Annotated in this window: 13 protein-coding genes; 3 read left to right on the forward strand and 10 right to left on the reverse strand. The window is 70.2% G+C overall.

Annotated elements, in window-relative coordinates; translation table 11 throughout:
• Position 1: 1 nt before the first annotated feature.
• The 3 genes from ACIBK5_RS33755 to ACIBK5_RS33765 all read right to left on the reverse strand — a co-directional run bounded on the left by ACIBK5_RS33755 (position 2) and on the right by ACIBK5_RS33765 (position 6,756).
• Positions 2–4,963, reverse strand: a complete 4,962-nt coding sequence (locus tag ACIBK5_RS33755; RefSeq protein WP_399025594.1) for an NAD-glutamate dehydrogenase — start codon at positions 4,961–4,963, stop codon at positions 2–4.
• Positions 4,964–5,489: 526 nt separating this feature from the next.
• Complete coding sequence (locus ACIBK5_RS33760; RefSeq protein ID WP_399025596.1) at positions 5,490–6,158, reverse strand: HAD family hydrolase; 669 nt, start codon at positions 6,156–6,158, stop codon at positions 5,490–5,492.
• Positions 6,159–6,240: 82 nt separating this feature from the next.
• A complete protein-coding gene (locus ACIBK5_RS33765; RefSeq protein WP_399025598.1) occupies positions 6,241–6,756 on the reverse strand; it encodes a DUF6912 family protein in 516 nt (171 codons plus the stop codon).
• A gap of 320 nt (positions 6,757–7,076) precedes the next feature.
• Between ACIBK5_RS33765 and ACIBK5_RS33770 the strand changes: the two genes are divergently transcribed.
• The gene (locus ACIBK5_RS33770; RefSeq protein ID WP_399025600.1) at positions 7,077–8,003 is read left to right on the forward strand and encodes an Rv3235 family protein; all 927 of its coding nucleotides are present in this window, start codon (positions 7,077–7,079) and stop codon (positions 8,001–8,003) included.
• A 100-nt stretch (positions 8,004–8,103) separates the two neighbouring features.
• Here the strand turns inward: ACIBK5_RS33770 and secA are convergent, their stop codons facing one another.
• Positions 8,104–10,950, reverse strand: coding sequence for a preprotein translocase subunit SecA (gene secA, locus ACIBK5_RS33775; protein WP_399025601.1), 2,847 nt, complete (start codon positions 10,948–10,950; stop codon positions 8,104–8,106).
• Between the two features lie 280 nt (positions 10,951–11,230).
• On the opposite strand from secA, the gene ACIBK5_RS33780 reads away from it, so the two are divergent.
• Entirely contained in the window at positions 11,231–11,818 is a 588-nt protein-coding gene (locus tag ACIBK5_RS33780) for a GNAT family N-acetyltransferase (RefSeq protein WP_399025603.1), read from the forward strand.
• Between the two features lie 242 nt (positions 11,819–12,060).
• The gene (locus tag ACIBK5_RS33785; protein ID WP_399025605.1) at positions 12,061–13,233 is read left to right on the forward strand and encodes a winged helix-turn-helix domain-containing protein; all 1,173 of its coding nucleotides are present in this window, start codon (positions 12,061–12,063) and stop codon (positions 13,231–13,233) included.
• 34 nt (positions 13,234–13,267) lie between these two features.
• Here the strand turns inward: ACIBK5_RS33785 and ACIBK5_RS33790 are convergent, their stop codons facing one another.
• The 6 genes from ACIBK5_RS33790 to mtrA form a co-directional block, all read right to left on the reverse strand.
• Entirely contained in the window at positions 13,268–14,014 is a 747-nt protein-coding gene (locus ACIBK5_RS33790; RefSeq protein ID WP_010039804.1) for a response regulator transcription factor, read from the reverse strand.
• Positions 14,015–14,219: 205 nt separating this feature from the next.
• Positions 14,220–14,915 carry a ribosome hibernation-promoting factor, HPF/YfiA family gene (gene hpf / locus ACIBK5_RS33795; RefSeq protein ID WP_399025608.1) on the reverse strand — a complete coding sequence of 232 codons (696 nt, stop codon included), beginning with the start codon at positions 14,913–14,915 and terminating at the stop codon, positions 14,220–14,222.
• 313 nt (positions 14,916–15,228) lie between these two features.
• Positions 15,229–16,122, reverse strand: a complete 894-nt coding sequence (locus ACIBK5_RS33800) for a ComF family protein (protein ID WP_399025610.1) — start codon at positions 16,120–16,122, stop codon at positions 15,229–15,231.
• A 272-nt stretch (positions 16,123–16,394) separates the two neighbouring features.
• Positions 16,395–18,227 (reverse strand): LpqB family beta-propeller domain-containing protein, encoded by a 1,833-nt coding sequence (locus ACIBK5_RS33805; RefSeq protein WP_399025612.1) that lies wholly within the window; start codon positions 18,225–18,227, stop codon positions 16,395–16,397.
• Positions 18,217–20,490 (reverse strand): MtrAB system histidine kinase MtrB, encoded by a 2,274-nt coding sequence (gene mtrB / locus ACIBK5_RS33810; protein ID WP_399025614.1) that lies wholly within the window; start codon positions 20,488–20,490, stop codon positions 18,217–18,219. Before mtrB ends, ACIBK5_RS33805 begins: the two co-directional genes overlap by 11 nt.
• Before the next feature lies 1 nt (position 20,491).
• Positions 20,492–21,181 carry a two-component system response regulator MtrA gene (gene mtrA, locus ACIBK5_RS33815; protein WP_009188938.1) on the reverse strand — a complete coding sequence of 230 codons (690 nt, stop codon included), beginning with the start codon at positions 21,179–21,181 and terminating at the stop codon, positions 20,492–20,494.
• Positions 21,182–21,288: the final 107 nt, after the last annotated feature.

Here is a 21,288-nt window from a genome sequence, read left to right on the forward strand (position 1 = left end):
CCTACGAATGCGTCCGCAGCAGCGTCCTCATCGTGCGCATCGCCACCGACAGGTTGGCGAGGTCGAACGCGTCGGAGCCCTGGATCTCCTCCAGTGTGGTGCGGGCACGGCCGAGGATCGCCGCGTTCTTCTGCTCCCACGCCTTGTAGCGCTGCTCGGGCGTCGAGGTGCCGTTGCCCACCGCCAGGACGTCCGCGGTCAGCGCCGCGTGCGCCGCGTAGAGGTCCTCACGGATCGCCGCGCGGGCCATGGACTGCCAGCGGTCGGCGCGGGGCAGCTCGATGATGCGGTCCATGAGCTGGGTGATGCGCAGCCGGTCGGCGAGGTCGTAGTAGACCTCGGCGACGTCCAGCGGCTCCCGGCCCATACGGTCCGCGACCGAGACGATGTCGACCGTCGGGAAGGCGGAGGAGAAACCGGCCACCCGGGTGGCGAGTTCGTCCGGGACACCGACGCCCGTCAGCTCGTCGAAGATCTTCTGGTACCACTCCAGGTCGGCGCCGCGCAGCAGGTTCGGCAGCTGCCCCCAGACCTGCTCGACCCGGTCGGCGAAGAAGTCGACCGTCTCGGCGAGCTCCAGCGGCTGCGGCCGGTTGTTGAGCAGCCAGCGTGTGCCCCGCTCCACCAGACGGCGCGAGTGCAGGCGGATGCGGGTCTGGACCTCGGCCTCGACCTTGTTGTCGAGCGCCTCGACCCCGTCCCACACCGGGTACTGGCGGAAGATCGCCCGGGCCGCGGTCTGCGCCCGCACGATCTCCTCGAGCGACGCCCCGGTCTCCTCCCGCAGCCGGTGCAGATACGTCGTACCGCCCGTGTTGACCGTGTCGTTGACCAGGACGGTCGTGGTGATCTCACGGCGCAGCGGGTGGCTGACGAGGTGCTCGGGGAACTGCTCGCGCAGCTCGGTCGGGAAGTACGCGTGCAGCAGGGTGCTCAGATACGGGTCGTCCGGCAGCGAGGTGTGCAGCAGCTCCTCGGCGACCGTGATCTTCGTGTACGCCAGGAGCACGGCCGTCTCCGGGCCGGTCAGGCCCTGGCCCTGGGCGAGCCGCTCGCGGATCTGCCGGTCGGTGGGCAGGAACTCCAGCGCCCGGTTGAGGTGGCCCTCCCTGACCAGGTGCTTCATGAAGCGCTGCTGGGCGTGGAGCATGGAGCCGGACTGGGCGAGGGCGTTGGCGATCGCCGTGTTCTGCGCGTAGTTGTTGCGCAGCACCAGGCGGCCGACCTCGTCGGTCATCTCGGCGAGCAGCTTGTTGCGCTGCTTGACGGTCATGTCGCCGTCCGCGACCAGGCCGTTGAGCAGGATCTTGATGTTCACCTCGTGGTCGGAGGTGTCCACGCCCGCGCTGTTGTCGATGGCGTCGGTGTTGATCCGGCCGCCGTGCAGCGCGAACTCGATCCGGCCGAGCTGGGTCAGGCCCAGGTTGCCGCCCTCGCCGACGACCTTGACGCGCAGGTCCTTGCCGTCGACGCGGATGGCGTCGTTGGCCTTGTCACCGACGTCCGCGTTCGACTCGGCCGAGGACTTGACGTACGTACCGATGCCGCCGTTCCACAGCAGGTCCACCCGGGCCTGGAAGATCGCCTTCATCAGGTCGGCCGGGGTCAGCTTGGTGACCTTGGCCTCGATACCGAGGGCCTCACGGATGTGCGCGTTGACCGGGATCGCCTTGGCCGTACGCGGGAAGATGCCGCCGCCGGCCGACAACAGCTCCTTGTTGTAGTCCTCCCAGCTGGAGCGGGGCAGCTCGAACAGACGGCGGCGCTCGGCGTAGGAGGTGGCGGCGTCCGGGTTCGGGTCGATGAAGATGTGCCGGTGGTCGAAGGCGGCCACCAGCCGGATGTGCTCGGAGAGCAGCATGCCGTTGCCGAACACGTCACCGGACATGTCGCCGATGCCGACGACCGTGAAGTCCTCGGTCTGGGTGTCCACGCCCAGCTCCCGGAAGTGCCGCTTGACGGACTCCCAGGCGCCCCGGGCGGTGATGCCCATGCCCTTGTGGTCGTAGCCGGCCGAGCCGCCGGAGGCGAAGGCGTCGCCGAGCCAGAAGTTGTAGTTCTCGGCGACCCCGTTGGCGATGTCGGAGAAGGTCGCCGTGCCCTTGTCGGCGGCGACGACGAGGTAGGTGTCCTCCTCGTCGTGCCGGACGACGTCCGCCGGGGGCACGACCTCGCCGGCGACCATGTTGTCGGTGATGTCGAGCAGCGCCGAGATGAAGGTCTTGTAGCTCGCGACGCCCTCGGCCAGCCACGCGTCCCGGTCGACGCTCGGGTCGGGCAGCTGCTTGGCGACGAAGCCGCCCTTGGCGCCGACCGGCACGATGACGGTGTTCTTCACCATCTGCGCCTTGACCAGGCCGAGGATCTCGGTGCGGAAGTCCTCACGCCGGTCGGACCAGCGCAGACCACCGCGCGCGACCTTGCCGAACCTGAGGTGCACGCCCTCGACCCGCGGCGAGTACACCCAGATCTCGAACGCCGGGCGCGGCGCCGGGAGGTCGGGGATGGCCTGCGGGTCGAACTTCATGGAGACGTAGTCATGCGGGTTGCCGCCCGCCGCCTCCTGGAAGAAGTTGGTGCGCAGGGTCGCCTTGATGACGGTGAGGAAGGACCGCAGGATCCGGTCCTCGTCCAGACTCGCGACCTGGTCGAGGGCCGCGTCGACCTCCTCCAGCAGCGCGTCCACGATCTCGTGCCCCGCGCGCTGCCGGTCCGGCGACATCCGCGCCTCGAACAGGGAGACGAGCAGCCGGGTGGTGTGGACGTTGTTGCGGAGGGTGTCCTCCATGTAGTCCTGGCTGAACGTCGAAGCCGCCTGGCGCAGGTACTTCGCGTACGCCCGCAGCACCATCGCCTGGCGCCAGGTGAGCCCGGCGCTCAGCACGAGGGAGTTGAAGCCGTCGTTCTCGGCCTTGCCGGTCCAGGTGGCGGAGAAGGCGTCCTGGAAGCGCTCGCGGGCGTCGTCACCGAGGTAGTCCCCGCTGCCGTTCTGCGAGCGGGGCATGCGCAGGCCGAAGTCGTAGATCCAGGCCACGCTGCGGTCCGGGCAGCGCAGGTCGTACGGTCGCTCGTCGACGACCTCGACGCCGAGCCGGTTGAGGACCGGCAGCACGGCCGAGAGGGAGATGGCGTCGCCCGTGCGGTAGATCTTGAAGCGGCGCTCCTCGGGGGCGGCACCCACCGGCTCGTACAGGCTGAGCGCGAAGTCCTTGCCCTCCTCGGCGTTCAGCTGCTCGAGGTGGACGAGGTCGGCGACCGCGGCGCGCGGGTTGTGGTCGGCCTTGTAGCCCTCGGGGAAGGCGTGCGCGTACCGGCGCATCAGTTCGGCCGCGCGCTCCTCGCCGAGCTCGGCGTTGAGCGCCTCGGCGAAGGCGTCCTCCCAGGAGCGGGCGGCCTCCACCAGCCGGGCCTCGATGCGGTCCTTGTCGGCGTCGGACAGCTCCGGCAGCTCGGTGCCCTGCGGGACCCGGACCACGAAGTGCAGCCGGGAGAGGATCGACTCGGTGTTCCAGGCCGTGAAGTCGACACTGATGCCGCCCAGTTCCTCCTTGAGGATCTCGATGATCCGGAGGCGCACGGCGGTGGTGTAGCGGTCGCGCGGGAGGTAGACGAGGGCGGAGTAGTAGCGCCCGTACTCGTCCTGGCGCAGGTAGAGCCTCAGCCGCCTGCGCTCCTGGAGGTAGAGGACGGAGGTGACGATGGACCGCAGCTCGTCGGCCGGGGTCTGGAAGAGCTCGTCGCGCGGGTACGTCTCCAGGATCTGGAGCAGGTCGCGCCCGTCGTGGCTGTTGGGCGAGAACCCGGCCCGCTCCAGGACCTCCTCGACCTTGCGCCGGATGACGGGGACCCGGCGCACGGACTCGGTGTAGGCGGCGGAGGAGAACAGCCCGAGGAAGCGCCGCTCGCCGACGACATTGCCGTCGGCGTCGAACTTCTTCACCCCGATGTAGTCCAGGTACGACGGCCGGTGCACGGTCGCCCGGCTGTTCGCCTTGGTCAGGACGAGCAGCTTGTGCTCGCGCGCCTTGGCCCGGGCGTCGGCGGGCAGCCGCTCGAACGACGGGCTGACCGGGTGGCTCTCCTCGGCGGCGTGGTGCGGGTCCGAGCGCAGTATGCCGAGCCCGGTGCCGGGGACGGCGGCCAGGGAGTCGTCGTCGCGCAGCTGATACTCGCGGTAGCCGAGGAAGGTGAAGTGGTCGTCGGCCAGCCAGCGCAGCAGCTCGCGGGCCTCCTCGACCTGCGGTCCGGGCAGGTCACCGGGGATGGACTCGTCCGGCAGCCCCTCCGCCAGCCGGGTCGCCGCGTCCCGCATCTTGCCCCAGTCCTCGACGGCCTCACGGGCGTCGGAGAGCACGCGCAGCAGGTCGGCGGTGATCTGCTTCAGATCGGACCGGTCCGTCTCGCGGTCGATCTCCACGTGGATCCAGGACTCGACGTGCGCGTCGTGCGGGAGGTCGCCGGCGCCGGTCGCGGGCGTGGGCAGCACCTCGATGAGCTTGCCGGTCACATCGCGCCGCACCACGAACTGCGGGTGGATGACGACATGGATCCCGCGCCCCTGCCGGGTCAGCTCATTGGTGACGGAGTCGACGAGGAAGGGCATGTCGTCGGTGACGACCTCGACGACGGAGTGGCTGCACGTCCACCCGTTCTCTTCCACGGTGGGAGTGTGGACCCGCACGTTGGCCGTTCCCTGGGGGCGGTTCTCGGCCAGCCGGTAGTGGGATACGGCGGCTCCGAAGACATCGACCGGGTCACGGTCGGCGAGGTCCCACGGTGCCGTGTGCAGGTAGTAACGCTGGAGGAAAGAGATCAGGGACTCGCGGTCCGGGGCTTCCTGGGCGTCTGGGGTCTCCTCGCCCGTCGACCCGGTCGGTAGGTGCCCCCCGACCGGGCTGTTCTCAGCAACCCGGGCGGCCCTCTCGAGCAACTCGGCCTTGGCTTCGTCCAGCTTGGTCTGCATTGTCCTCTGGCTCCTGTCGCGCGCCGTTGCGTGACGTAGAAGGAAGTACGGTCTCTGCGCTGACCACGTCACGCCGTGACACGGGGTATCCGGTCTGTTCCGACGCTATGCCGCCAGGCGAGAGGAGCGGGGGTGTCTGAGCCATTCTTGAGCTGCCCCACGGGTGTGACGCTGCTCTCTGCGACGCCTCGGTCCCGGTGGTGCTCGGCGTCCCGGGAGTCATCGATGCCCCGTACCGCCCGCGAAGACCAGCGACCGCCGCCCGGTCACGGATGTGGTCCGTGCTCTCCGGGCGCAGGGCAGGGACGACGACGTCCCCGCGAACTATCGCGCTGATCACGCCACCAAGGCTATCGCTCCTTACAGGGGCCCCGTCATGAGCCGTATGTGTACAAAACCAGGCCAAGAAGTTTGACGTTCTGCACAGTGCGCCCCTCTTCGCCGAGCACCCGCGCCACCCCGCTGAGGTGCACGCGCACCCCTCAGCTGCGGGCACGCGTGCCCTTCAGCTGCGGGCCAGCTCCGGTCAGGCCGCCGCGAGCCGCTCAGCCTCCGCCACGGCCTCCTCCAGCGTGTCCACGACCGGCACGCCCACCTGCTCAAGACTCACCCGGCTGTGCGACCCCCCGGTGTACAACACAGCCCGAGCCCCCACATGCAGCGCAGCCACCGCATCATCCGCCGCATCCCCGATCACCACGGTCCGCCCCGCCTCCACCCCCGTCAGCGACGCGAGGTGCCGCACCATGTGCTCGGCCTTGCTGCCCCCCGACGGCCCGGTCCGCCCGTCCACCCGTATGAAGTGCGGCTCGATCCCGAACCCCCGCACCAACGGCACGAGCTCCTCGTGCACGTACATGCTCAGAATCGACTGGCTGCGCCCCGCCGACCGCCACCCCGACAGCAGCTCCACGGCCCCCACCGTCAGCCCGCACGCTCCCCGGTGCTCGGCGTAGTACCGGTGGAAGATCTCGTCCATGGCCTCCCACTCGGCCTCGGTCGGCAGCCGCCCCAGCAGCCGCTCGTAGAACTTCGGCACCGGCACGCAGTACAGCTCCCGGTACTTCTCCAGCGTCAGCGACTCCAGCCCCAGCTCGGCGAAGGCCGCGTTCGTCGCCCCGATGATCGCGTCGATGTCATGGAACAGCGTCCCGTTCCAGTCCCAGACAATGTGCGCGCCCGTCTTCGTCCCCATGCCTGAAAACGTACCCGGCCCCACTGACAATCAAGAGAACAGCGCCCCAACGCGCCCCCGGCGGCGCCCGGACCCGGGTCGCTCAGTCCCCCTGCCCCACCAGGTTCGGGATCTCCTGCGTGGCGAACCACAGCAGCTCGTGGTCCTCGGCCCCGTCCACGACGAACTGCGCGTCGTCGTCCCCGGCATCCGCCGCCCCCAGCGCCGCGGCAGCCGCCGTCACATCCGCCTCCGCGTCATCCGCGTCGACATGCACCGCCGCCGCCCTGGCCAGCGCCACGGGAGCGGAAACCCGCACCTCCCCCAGCGCCGCCTGATCGAGCCCCCGGTCGGGATCGGCACTCGCGACCCGGTCCGGCACGTCCACGGCCACCACGACCCGGCGCCGCGGCACCCCCGGCTCGATCGCCAGCAGCCGCAGGGAGGCCAGCGCCGCCCGGTTCAGCGCCGCGTACTCCAGCTCCTCGATGTCTTCGGAGACGTACCACTCACGCAGTGCGGGCGTCACGGCGTACGCCATGAACGGCCCGGCTCCCAGCTCACCCGTTTTGTACGCCTCGGCGAGACCGGGGAGGGTCAGGGGCACGTAGACACGCATGGCTGGCCGCTTTCGTGGTCGGTTCATGGCCGGGGGCCCAGGAGCTCAGGAGGGCCCCGGAGGGCCTCCAGGATACGTGCGGGGGTCCCCTTTCGAGTTCCGGCCCGTGACGCCCGACGCGTCCACCCCGGGCCCGGAATTCACCCCGTGCACCCCGGCGCTGACGGGCTCCTCACTCCCGCGATCACCCGGATAGGTGAACATTCCGGCGCCCGCGGCCCGAGGCCCGCTTCCTTGCTTCTGCCCCCGTGCGCCCCGTACAAGATCACCAACCCGAAGTTACTCACCGGTATCCACCGGCCCACGAAACGGGGACCCCCATGAACAAGGTCATGACCAGGGCACAGCACCGCCCGGCAAGCCGCCCCCCGGCCCGCCGCGACCCCCGCCGCCCCGGCGGAACCACCTCACGCACCCCTGCCGGCCCCGCACCACGCACCCCTGCCGGCCCCGCACCACGCACCCCTGCCGGCCCCGCACCACGCACCCCTGCCGGCCCCGCACCACGCACCCCCAACAACACGGCCTCACGCCCTCCCAGCGGCACCACCCCGCACACCCCCAGCAAGACCACCCCGCGCAACTCCAGCCAAACCACCCCGCACACCCCCAGCAACACCACCTCACGCACCCCCGGCGGCGCAGCCCCTCCCCGCACCCCCGGCGGAGGCCCCGCCCGCACCACGGCCGCCGGGGACCGTCCCCCGGCCCCCGGCCGCGCCAAGACCCCCCGCACCCGCCCCGCCGACACCCGCCCGCCGACTCCCTCCCACACCCGCACAGCGCCCCGCCCGACACCCGGCACGCGCACAGTGCCCCGCCCGACACCCGGCACCCCCACGGACACCAAGCCCCGCGTCCCGGCCCAAAGCCCCCGCCGGCCGATTCCCCAGCCGGTCCCCCAGCCGCTTCTCCCCACCGACCGCTTCGCCGACCTCCTGCTCGCCGTCCTCAGCGGCCGGCGCCCCGTCCACTCGATGCTCCGCCACACCCGGGGCCGCGCCTACGACGAACTGGCCTGGCTCGCCGAACGCGGCCCCCTGCGCACCCGCGGCGCCCACCCCGTCGTCCGGGACATCGGCTGGTACGAGCCCCGCCCCGGCGCCATCGAGGCGTTCGCCCGCATCGGTGCCGGCGACCGGCTCCGCGCCATGGCCTTCCGCCTGGAACTCGGTCAGGACCTCCGCTGGCGCTGCACGGCGGTGGAACTGGGCGGCCCCCGCCCACCCCGCCCAGAGGCCTGCTGAGGCCCAAGCCGAGCCGAGCCACGACCGCCACAGGCAAACCGAAGGGCCGGACACCCTCGGGTGCCCGGCCCTTCAAGCCGCTACGGTGCCGCAGCCGCCGTCACTTCTTACGGCGCCCCCGGCCCTTCGCCTGCTTCCGGCGCTCCGCGCGCGTGAGGCCGTCGGACTCGGAACGCACCGGCTCGCCGTCCTCGGTGAAGTCGCCCTCGATGGTGCCGCCCTCACCGTCGACCGTCGGCGCGGAGAAGTGGAGGTTGCGCCGCTGCGGGACGTCGAGCCCCTTGGCACGGATCTCCGGCCGGGAGCCCGCCTGCGCCGGCACCGCGTCCTGCTTCTCCAGGTCGGCCACCGGCTTGGTGTCCTCGACCGGGACCTCCTCGACCTGCTGCTCGACCTGGACCTCCAGGTTGAACAGGTAGCCGACGGACTCCTCCTTGATGCCCTCCATCATCGCGGTGAACATGTCGAAGCCCTCGCGCTGGTACTCGACCAGCGGGTCCTTCTGCGCCATCGCGCGCAGGCCGATGCCCTCCTGGAGGTAGTCCATCTCGTAGAGGTGCTCGCGCCACTTGCGGTCCAGGACCGACAGCACGACCCGGCGCTCCAGCTCACGCATGATCTCGGAGCCGAGCTGCGCCTCACGCGCCTCGTACTGCTCGTGGATGTCGTCCTTGATGGAGTCGCCGATGAACTCGGCGGTCAGGCCCGCCCGGTCGCCGGCGGCCTCCTCCAGCTCCTCGATCGTCACCTTGGCCGGGTAGAGCTGCTTGAACGCGCCCCACAGCCGGTCGAGGTCCCAGTCCTCGGGGAAGCCCTCGGCGGTCTCGGCCTGCACATAGGCGTCGATGGTGTCGTCCATGAAGTGCTGCACCTGCTCGTGCAGGTCCTCGCCCTCCAGGACGCGGCGGCGCTCGCCGTAGATGACCTCACGCTGGCGGTTGAGGACCTCGTCGTACTTCAGGACGTTCTTGCGGGTCTCGAAGTTCTGCTGCTCGACCTGCGACTGGGCGGAGGCGATCGCGCGCGTGACCATCTTGTTCTCGATCGGCACGTCGTCGGGGACGTTCGCCATCGACATCACACGCTCGACCATCTGGGCCTTGAACAGCCGCATCAGGTCGTCGCCGAGCGAGAGGTAGAAGCGGGACTCACCAGGGTCGCCCTGACGGCCGGAACGACCGCGCAGCTGGTTGTCGATCCGCCGGGACTCGTGGCGCTCGGTGCCCAGCACGTAGAGCCCGCCGAGCTTCTCGACCTCGTCCTTCTCGGCCTGGACGGCCTTCTCGGCCCGCTTGAGCGCCTCGGGCAGGGCGTGCGCCCACTCCTCGATGTGCTCCTCGGGGTCGAGGCCGCGCTGGCGCAGCTCCGCCTCGGCGAGGTCCTCGGGGTTGCCGCCGAGCTTGATGTCCGTACCACGGCCGGCCATGTTCGTGGCCACTGTGACGGAGCCCTTGCGACCCGCCTGGGCGACGATCGTCGCCTCACGGTCGTGCTGCTTGGCGTTCAGCACCTCGTGCTGGATGCCGCGCTTGCTGAGCTGCTGCGAGAGGTACTCGGACTTCTCGACCGAGGTGGTGCCGACGAGGATCGGCTGCCCCTTGCGGTGCTTCTCCTCGATGTCGTCGACGACCGCCTCGAACTTGGCGACCTCGGTCCGGTAGATCAGGTCCGACTGGTCCTTGCGGACCATCGGCCGGTTGGTCGGGATCGGCACCACACCGAGCTTGTAGATCTGGTGGAACTCGGCTGCCTCGGTCATGGCCGTACCGGTCATGCCGCACAGGCCGGGCTGTTCCTTCTCGTTGTGGTCGTGGCGCTTGTAGAGGCGGAAGAAGTTCTGGAGGGTGATCGTGGCGAGCGTCTGGTTCTCGTCCTTGATCGGGACCGCTTCCTTGGCCTCGATCGCCTGGTGCATGCCCTCGTTGTAACGGCGGCCGGCGAGGATACGTCCGGTGTGCTCGTCGACGATCATGACCTCGTCGTCGATGATGACGTAGTCCTTGTCCTTCTTGAAGAGCTCCTTGGCCTTGATGGCGTTGTTCAGGTAGCCCACCAGAGGGGTGTTCACCGACTCGTAGAGGTTGTCGATGCCCAGCCAGTCCTCGACCTTGCTGACGCCGGACTCGTGGATGGCGACCGTGCGCTTCTTCTCGTCGACGTCGTAGTCGCCGGTCTCCTCGATGCCCTTGAGCGGCTGACCGGCCTCGCCGCGCTTGAGCCGCTTCACCAGCTTGGCGAAGTCCCCGTACCACTTGGTGGCCTGGTCGGCCGGGCCGGAGATGATCAGCGGCGTACGGGCCTCGTCGATGAGGATGGAGTCGACCTCGTCGACGATGGCGAAGTTGTGGCCGCGCTGGACGAGCTCGTCCTGGGACCACGCCATGTTGTCGCGCAGGTAGTCGAAGCCGAACTCGTTGTTCGTGCCGTACGTGATGTCGGAGGCGTACTGCTCGCGGCGCTGAGCCGGCGTCATGTTGGCGAGGATGCAGCCGACCTCGAGGCCCAGGAACCGGTGGACGCGGCCCATCATCTCGGAGTCGCGCTCGGCCAGATAGTCGTTGACCGTGATGATGTGGACGCCCTTGCCGGACAGCGCGTTCAGATACGCCGGCAGCGTGCCGACGAGGGTCTTGCCCTCACCGGTCTTCATCTCGGCCACGTAGCCCATGTGCAGGGCGGCGCCGCCCATCATCTGCACGTCGTAGTGACGCTGGCCGAGGACGCGCTTGGCGGCCTCGCGGACGGTGGCGAACGCCTCGGGCAGCAGGTCGTCCAGGGTCTCGCCGTCGGCGTAGCGCTGCTTGTACTCATCGGTGAGGGCGCGCAGCTCGGCGTCGGAGAGGTCGACGAAGTCCTCTTCGATGGAGTTGACCTGGTCCGCGATGCGGTGCAGCTTGCGCAGGATCTTGCCTTCGCCTGCACGCATGATCTTCGAGAGGACGGACACGGGGGTTGGTCTCCTTGCCGGTCGGGCCTGGGACGGTCGGTTACCACTTGACTTACTGAGCAACGGCCATCGTATGCGAGGACCCCACCGCGCCGGGAGGGCCTGCCGTGACGGCGACCGTCCGCTGCTTCAATTCTGATTCACGTCTGCTTCAAAGGGGACAACGTCCGGGCGCCGCGGATAGTGCCGCATCCCCCGACCGAATTAAGCGAAGCGTGACAACGCACTCACCCACAGCAAACAGATGACACGTTCGGCGACCTCCGAGCAGAATCGGCCGATGGATCCCGTCACCCTCACCACGGACCGCCTCCTGCTGCGCACGGTCGGCCCTCAGGACACCGACGCGGTGTACGACGCCTGCCAGGACCCCGACATCCAGCGCTGGACCACGATCCCCTCGCCCTACCTCCGCGAGCACGCCCAGGGCTTCACGGAACAGATGGTCCCGGACGGCTGGACGGACGGGTCCATGTTCACTCTCGGCGTCTTCCTCCACTCCGGAGAGCTGGCGGGCATGCTCGGCATCACCATGCGCGCCCTGGGCGTCGGCGAGATCGGCTTCTGGGCCACGAAGCGGCACCGCGCCAACGGCTACATCACGGAGGCCGTCCTCACCGCCTGCCGCTGGGCCTTCGTCCACGCCGCGCTCGACCGCATCGAATGGCGCGCCGAGGTGGGCAACCGCGCCTCCCGCGCCGTGGCGGAACGCTCCGGCTTCACCATCGAAGGCACCCTGCGCGCCGCCGTCAATAACAAGGGAGTCCGCCGAGACTCCTGGGTAGGCTCCCTCCTCCCCTCAGACCTGAGCCTCCCCTCAACGGCCCCATACCTCCCGGCACCGCCCGGCACCCCGCCCACTCCCTAGCTGCGGGCATGCGTGCCGCCAGGAGCAACCCGAGTGAGCCCTAGCTGCGGGCATGCGTGCCGCTAGGGGCGGCACGGGTGGGCGGTGGGGGTCCCCCCGCTCGAGCGAAGCCGAGAGTGGGGGAGGCACCCCGCAACGCCGGGCTGCGAATCGCCCCGCCCCCAGCACCAACACCCAGCACCGGACACCCAACCCCGCAGGTCACGCCCGATTGTCAGTCCCACCCCCTATCGTGCGGACCCATGACCACCCCGCGCCCCACCGCACAACTCTCCGCAGACGAGGCCCGCCGCCTGGCGCTCCGCGCCCAGGGCTTCCTCGGCGCCCCGGACCGCCGCTCCGGCGTCCGCGGCATCCTCCGCCACCTGGGCGCGATACAGCTCGACACCATCTCGGTCCTGGCCCGCTCCCACGAGCTCGTCCCGTACGCCCGCCTGGGCGCGGTAGGCCGGAAGACAGTCGAGAACGCCTACTGGCAGGACACCCATGCCTTCGAGTACTGGTCCCACGCGGCCTGCATCCTCCCCATCGAGGAGTGGCCCCACTTCGCCTTCCGCCGCCGCGCCTACCGCAACCGCCCGCACTGGAACCACGAGCTCCCGGACGGTGTCTACGACCAGGTCATCAAGCAGCTCCGCTCCGAAGGCCCCCTCACCGCCACGGAGTTGGGCGGCGCGAAGAAGACGAACGACTGGTGGGACTGGTCCGGCACGAAGGTCGCCGTCGAACGCGCCCTGATGTACGGCGAGGTGGTCTGCGTGGAGCGCCGCGGCTGGAAGCGCCTCTACGACCTCGCCGAGCGCGCCGTCCCGCAGCCCCTGCTGCACGACGAGCTCGACGACACCGAGTGCGTGCGCCGCCTGGTCCGCCTGGCGGGTCAGTCCCTCGGCGTCGGCACCCGCGCGGACATCGCCGACTACCACCGCCTCAAGGGCGAACAGGTCGACGCGGTGATCGCCGACTCGGGCCTGGTCCCGGTCTCGGTCGAGGGCTGGTCCAAGCCGGCCTGGGCCGACCCCGCGGCCCTGGAGACACCTCCGCGCGGCCGCCACCGCACCACCCTCCTGTCGCCGTTCGACTCCCTGATCTGGGAGCGGGCGCGCACGGAGCGGATCTTCGGCTTCACCCACCGCCTGGAGGCCTACGTCCCCAAGCAGAAGCGGGTGCACGGCTACTTCGCGATGCCGGTCCTGGCCAGCGGCCGGCTCGTCGGCCGCGTGGACCCGGCCCGCGAGGGCGGCACGCTGGTGGCCAGGCAGGTCACGCTCGACGGCCCGAAGGCGGTCCCGGCCGTCGCCCAGGCCCTGGCCGAGGCGGCGACCTGGGTGAACTGCACGGACGTGCGCGTGGAGCGGGTCGACACTCCGGCTCTGCGCGAGCCCCTCACGAAGGAGATTGCCCGCATCCTTGGCTGAGCTCTACCGGATCACCGATTCACCGCTTCACGCTTCACCGAATCTCGAGAATCTTCTCCCGCATCGCGTACACCACCGCCTCCATCCTGGAGTGCAACTGCAGCTTCTCCAGGATGTTGCGCACATGGTTCTTCACGGTGTTCTCGGAGATGAACAACTCCTTGGCGATGTCACGGTTGTTCATCCCCGTCGCGACGAGTTTGAGGACTTCGAGTTCGCGGTCCGTCAGCCGCGGCGCGGGCACCAGCCGGCGCTCGTCCGTGCGCTGGATCATCGACTTGAACTCGGTGAGCAGCTTCGACGCCATGGACGGGCTGATCTGCGACTGCCCGTCGGCCACCGCGCGAATGGCGGTGGCCACCTCGTCCGTCGAGATCTCCTTGAGGAGATAGCCGGTCGCACCCGCCTTGATGGCGTCGTAGAGATCGGCTTCCTCATCGCTGATCGTCAGCATGATGATCTTGGCGCTGGGTGCGACTTCCTTGATGGAGGTGCACGCCTCGATCCCGCCCCGCTTGGGCATCCGCACGTCCATCAGGACGATGTCGGGCAGCAGGTCGGCAGCCTTCTCGACGGCCTCGGCACCGTCACCGGCCTCCCCGATGACCTGGATGTCCTCCTCGGCCGCGAGCACGATCTCCAGGCCACGGCGGAACAGGGCGTGGTCGTCCACCACAAGGACTCTGATCGGCTCCTTGCGTGGAGAGTCCGTGTCCGGGCCCATGCCGACGACGCCGTCGTCGGCATCCTCGTCACGCATCGGTCCGAAGCTGTCCGCCATCGTTCCTCCCCCTGAAGGCTGTGGCCTGAGGTCCTGAGCCATCGCCAACCCAGAGCAACGACCCACCGGTTGGATCGCTGCCACCATGATTTCATGCCCGGACGGCACCGGGGCGACCGAGCGGGGCGCGCAGTGGTCGCACAGGGGTGCCCCTGGGGGCGCACACGCGCTCCAGGGGCACCTGCTCCGCTGTCACCCGGCACGGTCAGCCGCCGAGCGCACCACCCGCATCGGGGGCGTGCACCTGCGTGACCATCGTGTCCGTGCTGAGGTGGATCACGCCGTAGTCGTAGGCGTGCCGTCGGTAGACGACACTCGGTTCCTTGGTCTCGGAGTCGACGAACAAGTAGAAGTCGTGCCCGACCAGCTCCATCTCGTAGAGAGCCTGGTCGAGGGTCATGGGCGCTGCGACGTGGGTCTTCTCGCGGACGACGATGGGGCCGTCACCCTGTACTTCCAGCGAGCCGATCTTCTTCGTGGGCACGGCCTCCGGCTCTTCCTGCGCGGTCGGCACCAGGCCGTTGCCGTTGAGCGTCGCCACACCCGGGACGTGGTCGGCGACCTCGGCGGCCGGGATCCGGCGCGAGCCACGACGCGAGAACCGCTTGTCGTGCTGCCTGCGCAGCCGGGCTTCCAGCTTTTCCGCCGCCAGGTCGAGCGCCGCGTACGGATCGCTCGCCGCTGCCTCCGCCCGGATCACCGGACCGCGGGAGCGGAGCGTGATCTCCACTCGGTCACAGCGGTCGGCCTGCCGGGGGTTGGGCTCCTTGGACACCTCGACGTCGAGGCTGATCACCTTGCCATCGAGCTTCTGGATCTTCTCCAGCTTCAGCTTCTCGGCCACGTGCTTCCGGAACCGCTCGGGCACCTCGGTCTTGCGGCCCTTGACGACGATGTCCACGCAGAACTCCGTTCCCGGATCACTCCGCTTCGGTGCGGAGCATCTCCCTTTTGCACCAGGTTCCGGTGAGACCCGGAACCTCGGACACTCGGTGACTTCCACCTCCTCCCCCGTGAGCGAGATCTCCACTCCACCGTCGCGAGTGATGAAGAAAAACCCGCAGCACGGCATTCGGTTTTGAGAGGTGTGGCCTGCGGCTTTCCCTCTCAACCGAACATATCTCGCCCGGACGGATGTCGTCACCCTCTACTGCGGCGTACCTCCGTTCAGGTGAATAGGCCCTCTCGTTACCTGCAACGACGCAAGTTCTCAGTCAGTTCCGGTTTATTTCGAAAGAGTCCGGCGATGCCGCGACCACAGCCGCGCACACCACGTCAACGACCGCACTGGCGCCGCCCGCACCCGTGATTCCCTGCCGGGCGGGCCATCGGCCCGTCCTCTCTCGCCTTGTTCCGACGTTCTGTTCTTCTCTGCTTTCCCACGTCTCTCCCCTGTACACGGCCCCAGTCCCCGCAGCGTTCGAAACCAGCCCCGCCACCGACCGCACGGCACGCGCGGCTTCCGTCAGGGACGCCCCCGTGGTCATCACGTCGTCGACCAGGACGACCGGGCCCTCGGAGAGCAGCCGGGCACCACCGGGCACCACCGCCAGCGCGCCCGCGAGATTGTCCAGCCGCTGCCGGGAGTTGAGCCCCGACTGGTCGGCCACGGCCCGCCGCTGCCGCAGCACGCCGAGCACCCTGGCCGGCACCCCGCTCCGCCGCAGCTCACCCGCCGCCGCGAGCGCGATCCGCCGCGCCGGATCATGCCCCCGGGCCCGCACGGCCCGCCGCCCGGACGGAACGGGCACGAGCAGCACAGGCGGCCCGCTGCCCCACGACCGCGCCCCTCCGCGCCTGGACCCGCTCCGCACTGCTGCAAGCCCCTCCCGTACCGCTCCCGCCAGAGCAGCCCCGAGCGGGCCGGCGAGTACCAGGGCCCCCCGTTCCTTGTGGGCCAGCAGCGTCGCCCGGACCTCGTCCGCGTACCGAGCAGCCGCGTGCACCACCGGCAGCCCCGGTGGCTCCGGCACCGGCCGCACCCGATGCGCCACGGCTCCGCTCAGCACCGCACGGCACTTCGCGCACAGCACCGTACGAGGCGCCCCGCAGCCCCCGCACTCGCCCGGCAGCACCAGGTCGGTGAGGTCCTGCCACCACCCCCGCATGGCACCACTGTGCCAACAGCGAGGACCCCCTGCCACCCCTGTGGACAACTCCCTGTGAACAACGCGTCGCCCCAGGCCGACGGCCGACTTCCACCGGCCCTCGCCAGCACCCACCGCATCCCCACCGGGACGCCTCACCCAGGGCAAACCGGCGGCATGAACCGGCGCTCACCCGGGACAAAAACCGGCGCCATGAACCGGGGCTCACCCCGGGTAGACCGGCACCATGGACCGGGGCTCACCCCGGGTAGACCGGCACCATGGACCGGAGCTCACCCCGGATAGACCGGCGCCGTCCCCTCGGTCACCTTCTGCCACTGCGCGCCCGACGGCAGCCGGACGATCCCGTCCACCGAGTACGCCACCAGCGGCAGCCGGTCGTCCTCGGCGGCGGTCACCTCCTTGACGCCGGTCAGCGCCGCGGGCGCCGGCACGTCCGGCGTGGAGCCGTCGACCTGGACGTACCGCATCTGCTCCACGCCCCCGTGCTCGCGCCCGACCACCACGAGCCGGCTGTCCCCGGCCCACGACATGGCCGTGACCTCCTCCAACTCCGGCGTCGCGGAGCGAAGTTCGACCACCCGGACGGCCGGCTTCCCGCCCGGCTTCTCCTCCCGCTCGATCAGCCCGATGAGCAGGGTCTTCTTGCCGCCCTTCTCCACGACGAGCGCGATCCGCACCCCGTCGGCGGCCACCCGCACGGACTGGATCCGTCCGTCCAGGTGCGGTGTGCGCACCTCCAGCGGATCGCCCTTGCCCTCCTGGAACAGAAGCAGGCGGGGGTCGTCCGGGTCACGGTCGGCCACCCACAGGCCGTCGTCCGCGTCCCAGCTGGGTGTCGTCAGCCGGTCCTCCTCGGTCCGGCCCTGGCTGCGCAGCACCGGCTCGCCCAGCGAACCGCCCGAGACCAGCGACCCCACATACAGCGACCTGCCGTCGAGGCCGACACCGGCCGCGGTGTGCTCGTCCCGCGACACCGCCACCGACCGCAGCGCGGTGTCACCCTCGCCCAGCGCCCCCGGCGCCGTGTCCGGCTTGGTGTCGCTGCTGCCCGCCGGGATCCGTACGAGCCGGTCCTTGGCGTCGACGAAGTACAGGTAGTCGGGGTGGCGCGCCGTGGTCCGGAAGGCCGCCGCATCGGCCGCTTCCTGCGTGAGCGAGCACAGCTCCGCCCCGCCGGCCCGCAGCTCGACCTCGTCCACCGCCGGGCTGAGATTCCGCAGCGTGAACAGCATCTGGGCGGCCATCTCCTGGCACCGGTTGGTGCCGATGCCCGCGGCCCTGTCGTTGAGCGGGACCGTGAGCTTGTTCCGCTCGTCGGGCGTCAGTGAGCCGGCGTCCTTCGCCAGCGCCGCACCCGTGGGCACGCTCGACCTGACCACAGGCCCCAGCCACCGCGTGGGCCCGTTGAGCAGGGAGCGCACCATCTGCGTCATGGGCTGCACGCGCCGGCGGACGTAGACGGGGTCGGCGACCGCCGTGGGCTGCGTGTTCGCCCCGGCCGCCATGGTGTTCGAGGCGAAGTAGTACTTGTTGACGGACATGTAGTTGCGCTGGAAGTCCGACTGGCCCATCAGGACACCCTGGGGCAGCACGTCGATCCGCCACTGCTTCGTCTTCTCGTCCTGCGTCAGGTGCACGGTCCTGCCGTAGGCCCCGGTCGCCGGCGCGTACGACTGCTGCGCATCCACGGTGGCCACCTTGGTGCCGGTCAGCGTGTACGAGATCTCGCCCGTGTCCTCCCGGCCGCCGGCACCCTCGGCCTTGGCACCCGGCCCGTCCGTGAGCACCGTGGTGGACAGCTCAGGCCGCCAGGTCTTCGCGGCCTCGCCGGTCAGGTACTGGCGCGCGGTCTTGTAGTGCGGATCGTCGCTGGTGAGCGCCTCCAGGAAGCCCTGCACGATCTCCGAGGGCGGCGCGTCCTCCCCCGGCGGTACGGCGAACACCCGCACCTGGGTGTCCTGGCGCGGCGTGGACTCCACGCCCCGCAGATCCCCGCTGTCCGGCATCGAGGCACACCCCGCCAGCACCAGCACTCCACCGGCGGCGTACGCCATCACGCGCGCGGGCGTACGCCGACCGCGCCCCTCGCGGTCAGCGCCCACGAGATGCCTCCCCTTGCCTGTCCGCGTGTCCCGGCTCGACTTCCCTGCCCGAGCCCGCGGAGCCGTTGTCCTTGTGCCGCGGCTCGCTCGCGACCGGTTCCCGGGGCGTCCCCGCAGAATCACTGCCGGCCCCGTCACCAGCCGTACCGGCCGGATCGCCCGCATCCTCGTCGCGAGCCGCCCCCGCCGTACCACCCACACCGCCGGTGCCGACCGAGCCCGCCGGGCCCTCCGCACTCCCGCCACGAGCCGACGGCTCCGCTGCCGGATCGTCCGGCCGCCGCGTGCCGGAGGCGGGCCGCGGCACCACGCGCGCGCCGTTGCCGGGCAGCGCCGTCGGATCGGCCGTAGGAGCCACCGTGGCCGCCCGCGGCGGTATCGGGTTCCGCGCCTGACCCGGCGGCACCGGACCGCTCGCCGGCTGCGCCGGCACGGTCGCCCGCTTCTCGCCGTCCCTACCGCCGCGCGGCAGACCCGCGTCGTCGAGCCCCCGGTTGCGCCGTGAGTCCTTGGGCTCCAGCGGTATCGGGGAGCCCCGCAGCGGCTCGTCCGCCGTCCTGGGCAGCGTCAGCCGGAACTGTGAACCGCCGCCCGGCTCACCCCAAGCCTGCAGCCAGCCGCCGTGCAGCCGCGCGTCCTCCAGGGCGATGGACAGCCCGAGCCCCGTACCACCCGTGGTACGCGCGCGTGCCGGGTCAGCCCGCCAGAAGCGGCTGAACACCCGGGTCGCCTCGCCCGGCTTCAGCCCGACCCCGTAGTCCCGCACCGCGACGGCGACCGCGCCACCGGCAGCGGCGAGCTTGACGACGACATCCCTGCCCTCACCGTGCTCCACGGCGTTCACGACGAGATTGCGCAGCACACGCTCCACGCGCCGGGCGTCGGCCTCGGCGACGACGGGCTGCTGGTCTCCGGACACCCGGATCTGCGTGCCCTTGCGCTCCGCGAGCGGCTCGGCCCCGCTGACCACCCGCCGCACGACCTCCCTGAGGTCTATCGGCTCCGCCTCCAGCGCCGCGGCACCCGCGTCGAAACGGCTGATCTCCAGCAGGTCCGCGAGCAGCGACTCGAACCGGTCCAGCTGGTCGGCGAGCAGCTCCGCCGACCGCGCGGTGATCGGGTCGAAGTCCTCCCGCGCCTCATGGATGACGTCCGCCGCCATCCGTACGGTCGTCAGCGGCGTACGCAGCTCGTGCGACACGTCCGACACGAACCGGCGCTGCATGCGCGACAGGTCCTCCAGCTGGCTGATCTTCAGCTGAAGGTTCTGCGCCATCTTGTTGAAGGCCTCGCCGAGCCGCGCGATGTCGTCCTCGCCGGTGACCTTCATACGTTCCTGAAGCCGCCCGGCCGACAGCCGCTCGGCGATCCCCGCCGCCATCCGCACCGGCGTGACGACCTGCCGCACCACGAGCCAGGCAATGGCCCCGAGCAGCACCACGACGAACAGCCCGGCCGTCGCCAGAGTCCCCTTGACCAGGCTCAGCGACTTCTCCTCCTGGGTGAGCGGGAAGAGGTAGTAGAGCTGGTAAGGATCGCCGTTCGGGTCGTTGACCTGCTTGCCGATGACCAGAGCGGGCTGGGAGTCCTTGGTGTCGTTGTTGTAGATGACCCGGCTGTAGCTCTGCGCGGCCGCCGTACTGCTGCCGATCCGCTCCCGCAGCGCCGCGGGCACACTCTTGCTCCAGTCCACCTCACCGGAGGCACGCGGACCGCGCCCGCCCGCACCATCGGCGTCGGAAGCCGGAAGCGTGACCACGTCAAACGCGCCCTGCCCGCCACTGGACAGCGAGGACACCAGATCACTCATCCACTGGATGACGTTCTGCGCGGGACGGCCGTCCGCCGTGGCGACATCGTCGCCGGTCCCGCTCGCCGCCTCGTCGGCCCGCTGCTTGGCCACCGCGAACCCGCCGGTGGCCTGACTCTGGGACGCCTTCACCTTCGCGTCCAGCAGGCCGTTGCGCACCTGCCCGATGACGACGAAGCCCAGCAGCAGCACCACACCCAGCGACATCAGCAGCGTCGTGACGACGACCTTGAGCTGGATGTTGCGCCGCCACAGCCGCATGACGGGCAGCAAGGGCCGGCGCACCCACCGCATGAACAGGCGGATGACCGGACTGCCCTGAACGCCGCCCTGGAGCAGCAGCCCGCTCTCCAGGAACCGTCCCCAGCGGGAACCCGCCTTCTTCCGCCCGACAGGCCGCCCCGGGCGGGCCCCGGACCGTCCGGGCGCCGAAGCGGCACTGTCGCCGGACATGTCAGCTCGGTCCTGCCTTGTACCCGACACCACGGACGGTCACCACGATCTCCGGCTTCTCCGGGTCCTTCTCGACCTTGGAGCGCAGCCGCTGCACATGCACGTTGACCAGCCGCGTGTCCGCCGCGTGCCGGTAGCCCCACACCTGCTCCAGCAGCACCTCGCGCGTGAACACCTGCCACGGCTTGCGCGCGAGCGCGACCAGCAGGTCGAACTCCAGCGGCGTCAGCGCGATCGACTGCCCGTCCCGCTTCACGGAGTGCCCGGCCACGTCGATGACCAGGTCACCGATGGCGAGCTGCTCCGGAGCGGGCTCCTCCGACCTCCGCAGCCGCGCCCGGATCCGGGCGACCAGCTCCTTCGGCTTGAACGGCTTCACGATGTAGTCGTCGGCACCCGACTCCAGGCCCACCACGACGTCAACCGTGTCGCTCTTCGCCGTGAGCATCACGATCGGCACCCCGGACTCCGCCCTGATCAGACGGCACACCTCGATGCCGTCCCGACCGGGCAGCATCAGGTCCAGCAGCACCAGATCGGGCTTGGCCTCACGGAAAGCGGCCAGCGCCTTGTCACCGTCGGCCACGAAAGACGGCTCAAAACCCTCACCACGCAGCACGATGCCGAGCATCTCGGCCAGTGCGGTGTCGTCGTCGACGACAAGGACTCGTCCCTTCATAAACGACATCATCCCATTCTCATAACAGTGGCGAAGGCAGTGGTGAGGTAGGTCACCGGCCAGTGACCATAGTCGCAGCAAGCGCTACTGTCTGCCCTCGCCCGCCCATAGTTGATCTC

Origin of the sequence: Streptomyces sp. NPDC050546, from assembly GCF_044457425.1 — a bacterium.
Taxonomy (GTDB): Bacteria; Actinomycetota; Actinomycetes; order Streptomycetales; family Streptomycetaceae; genus Streptomyces.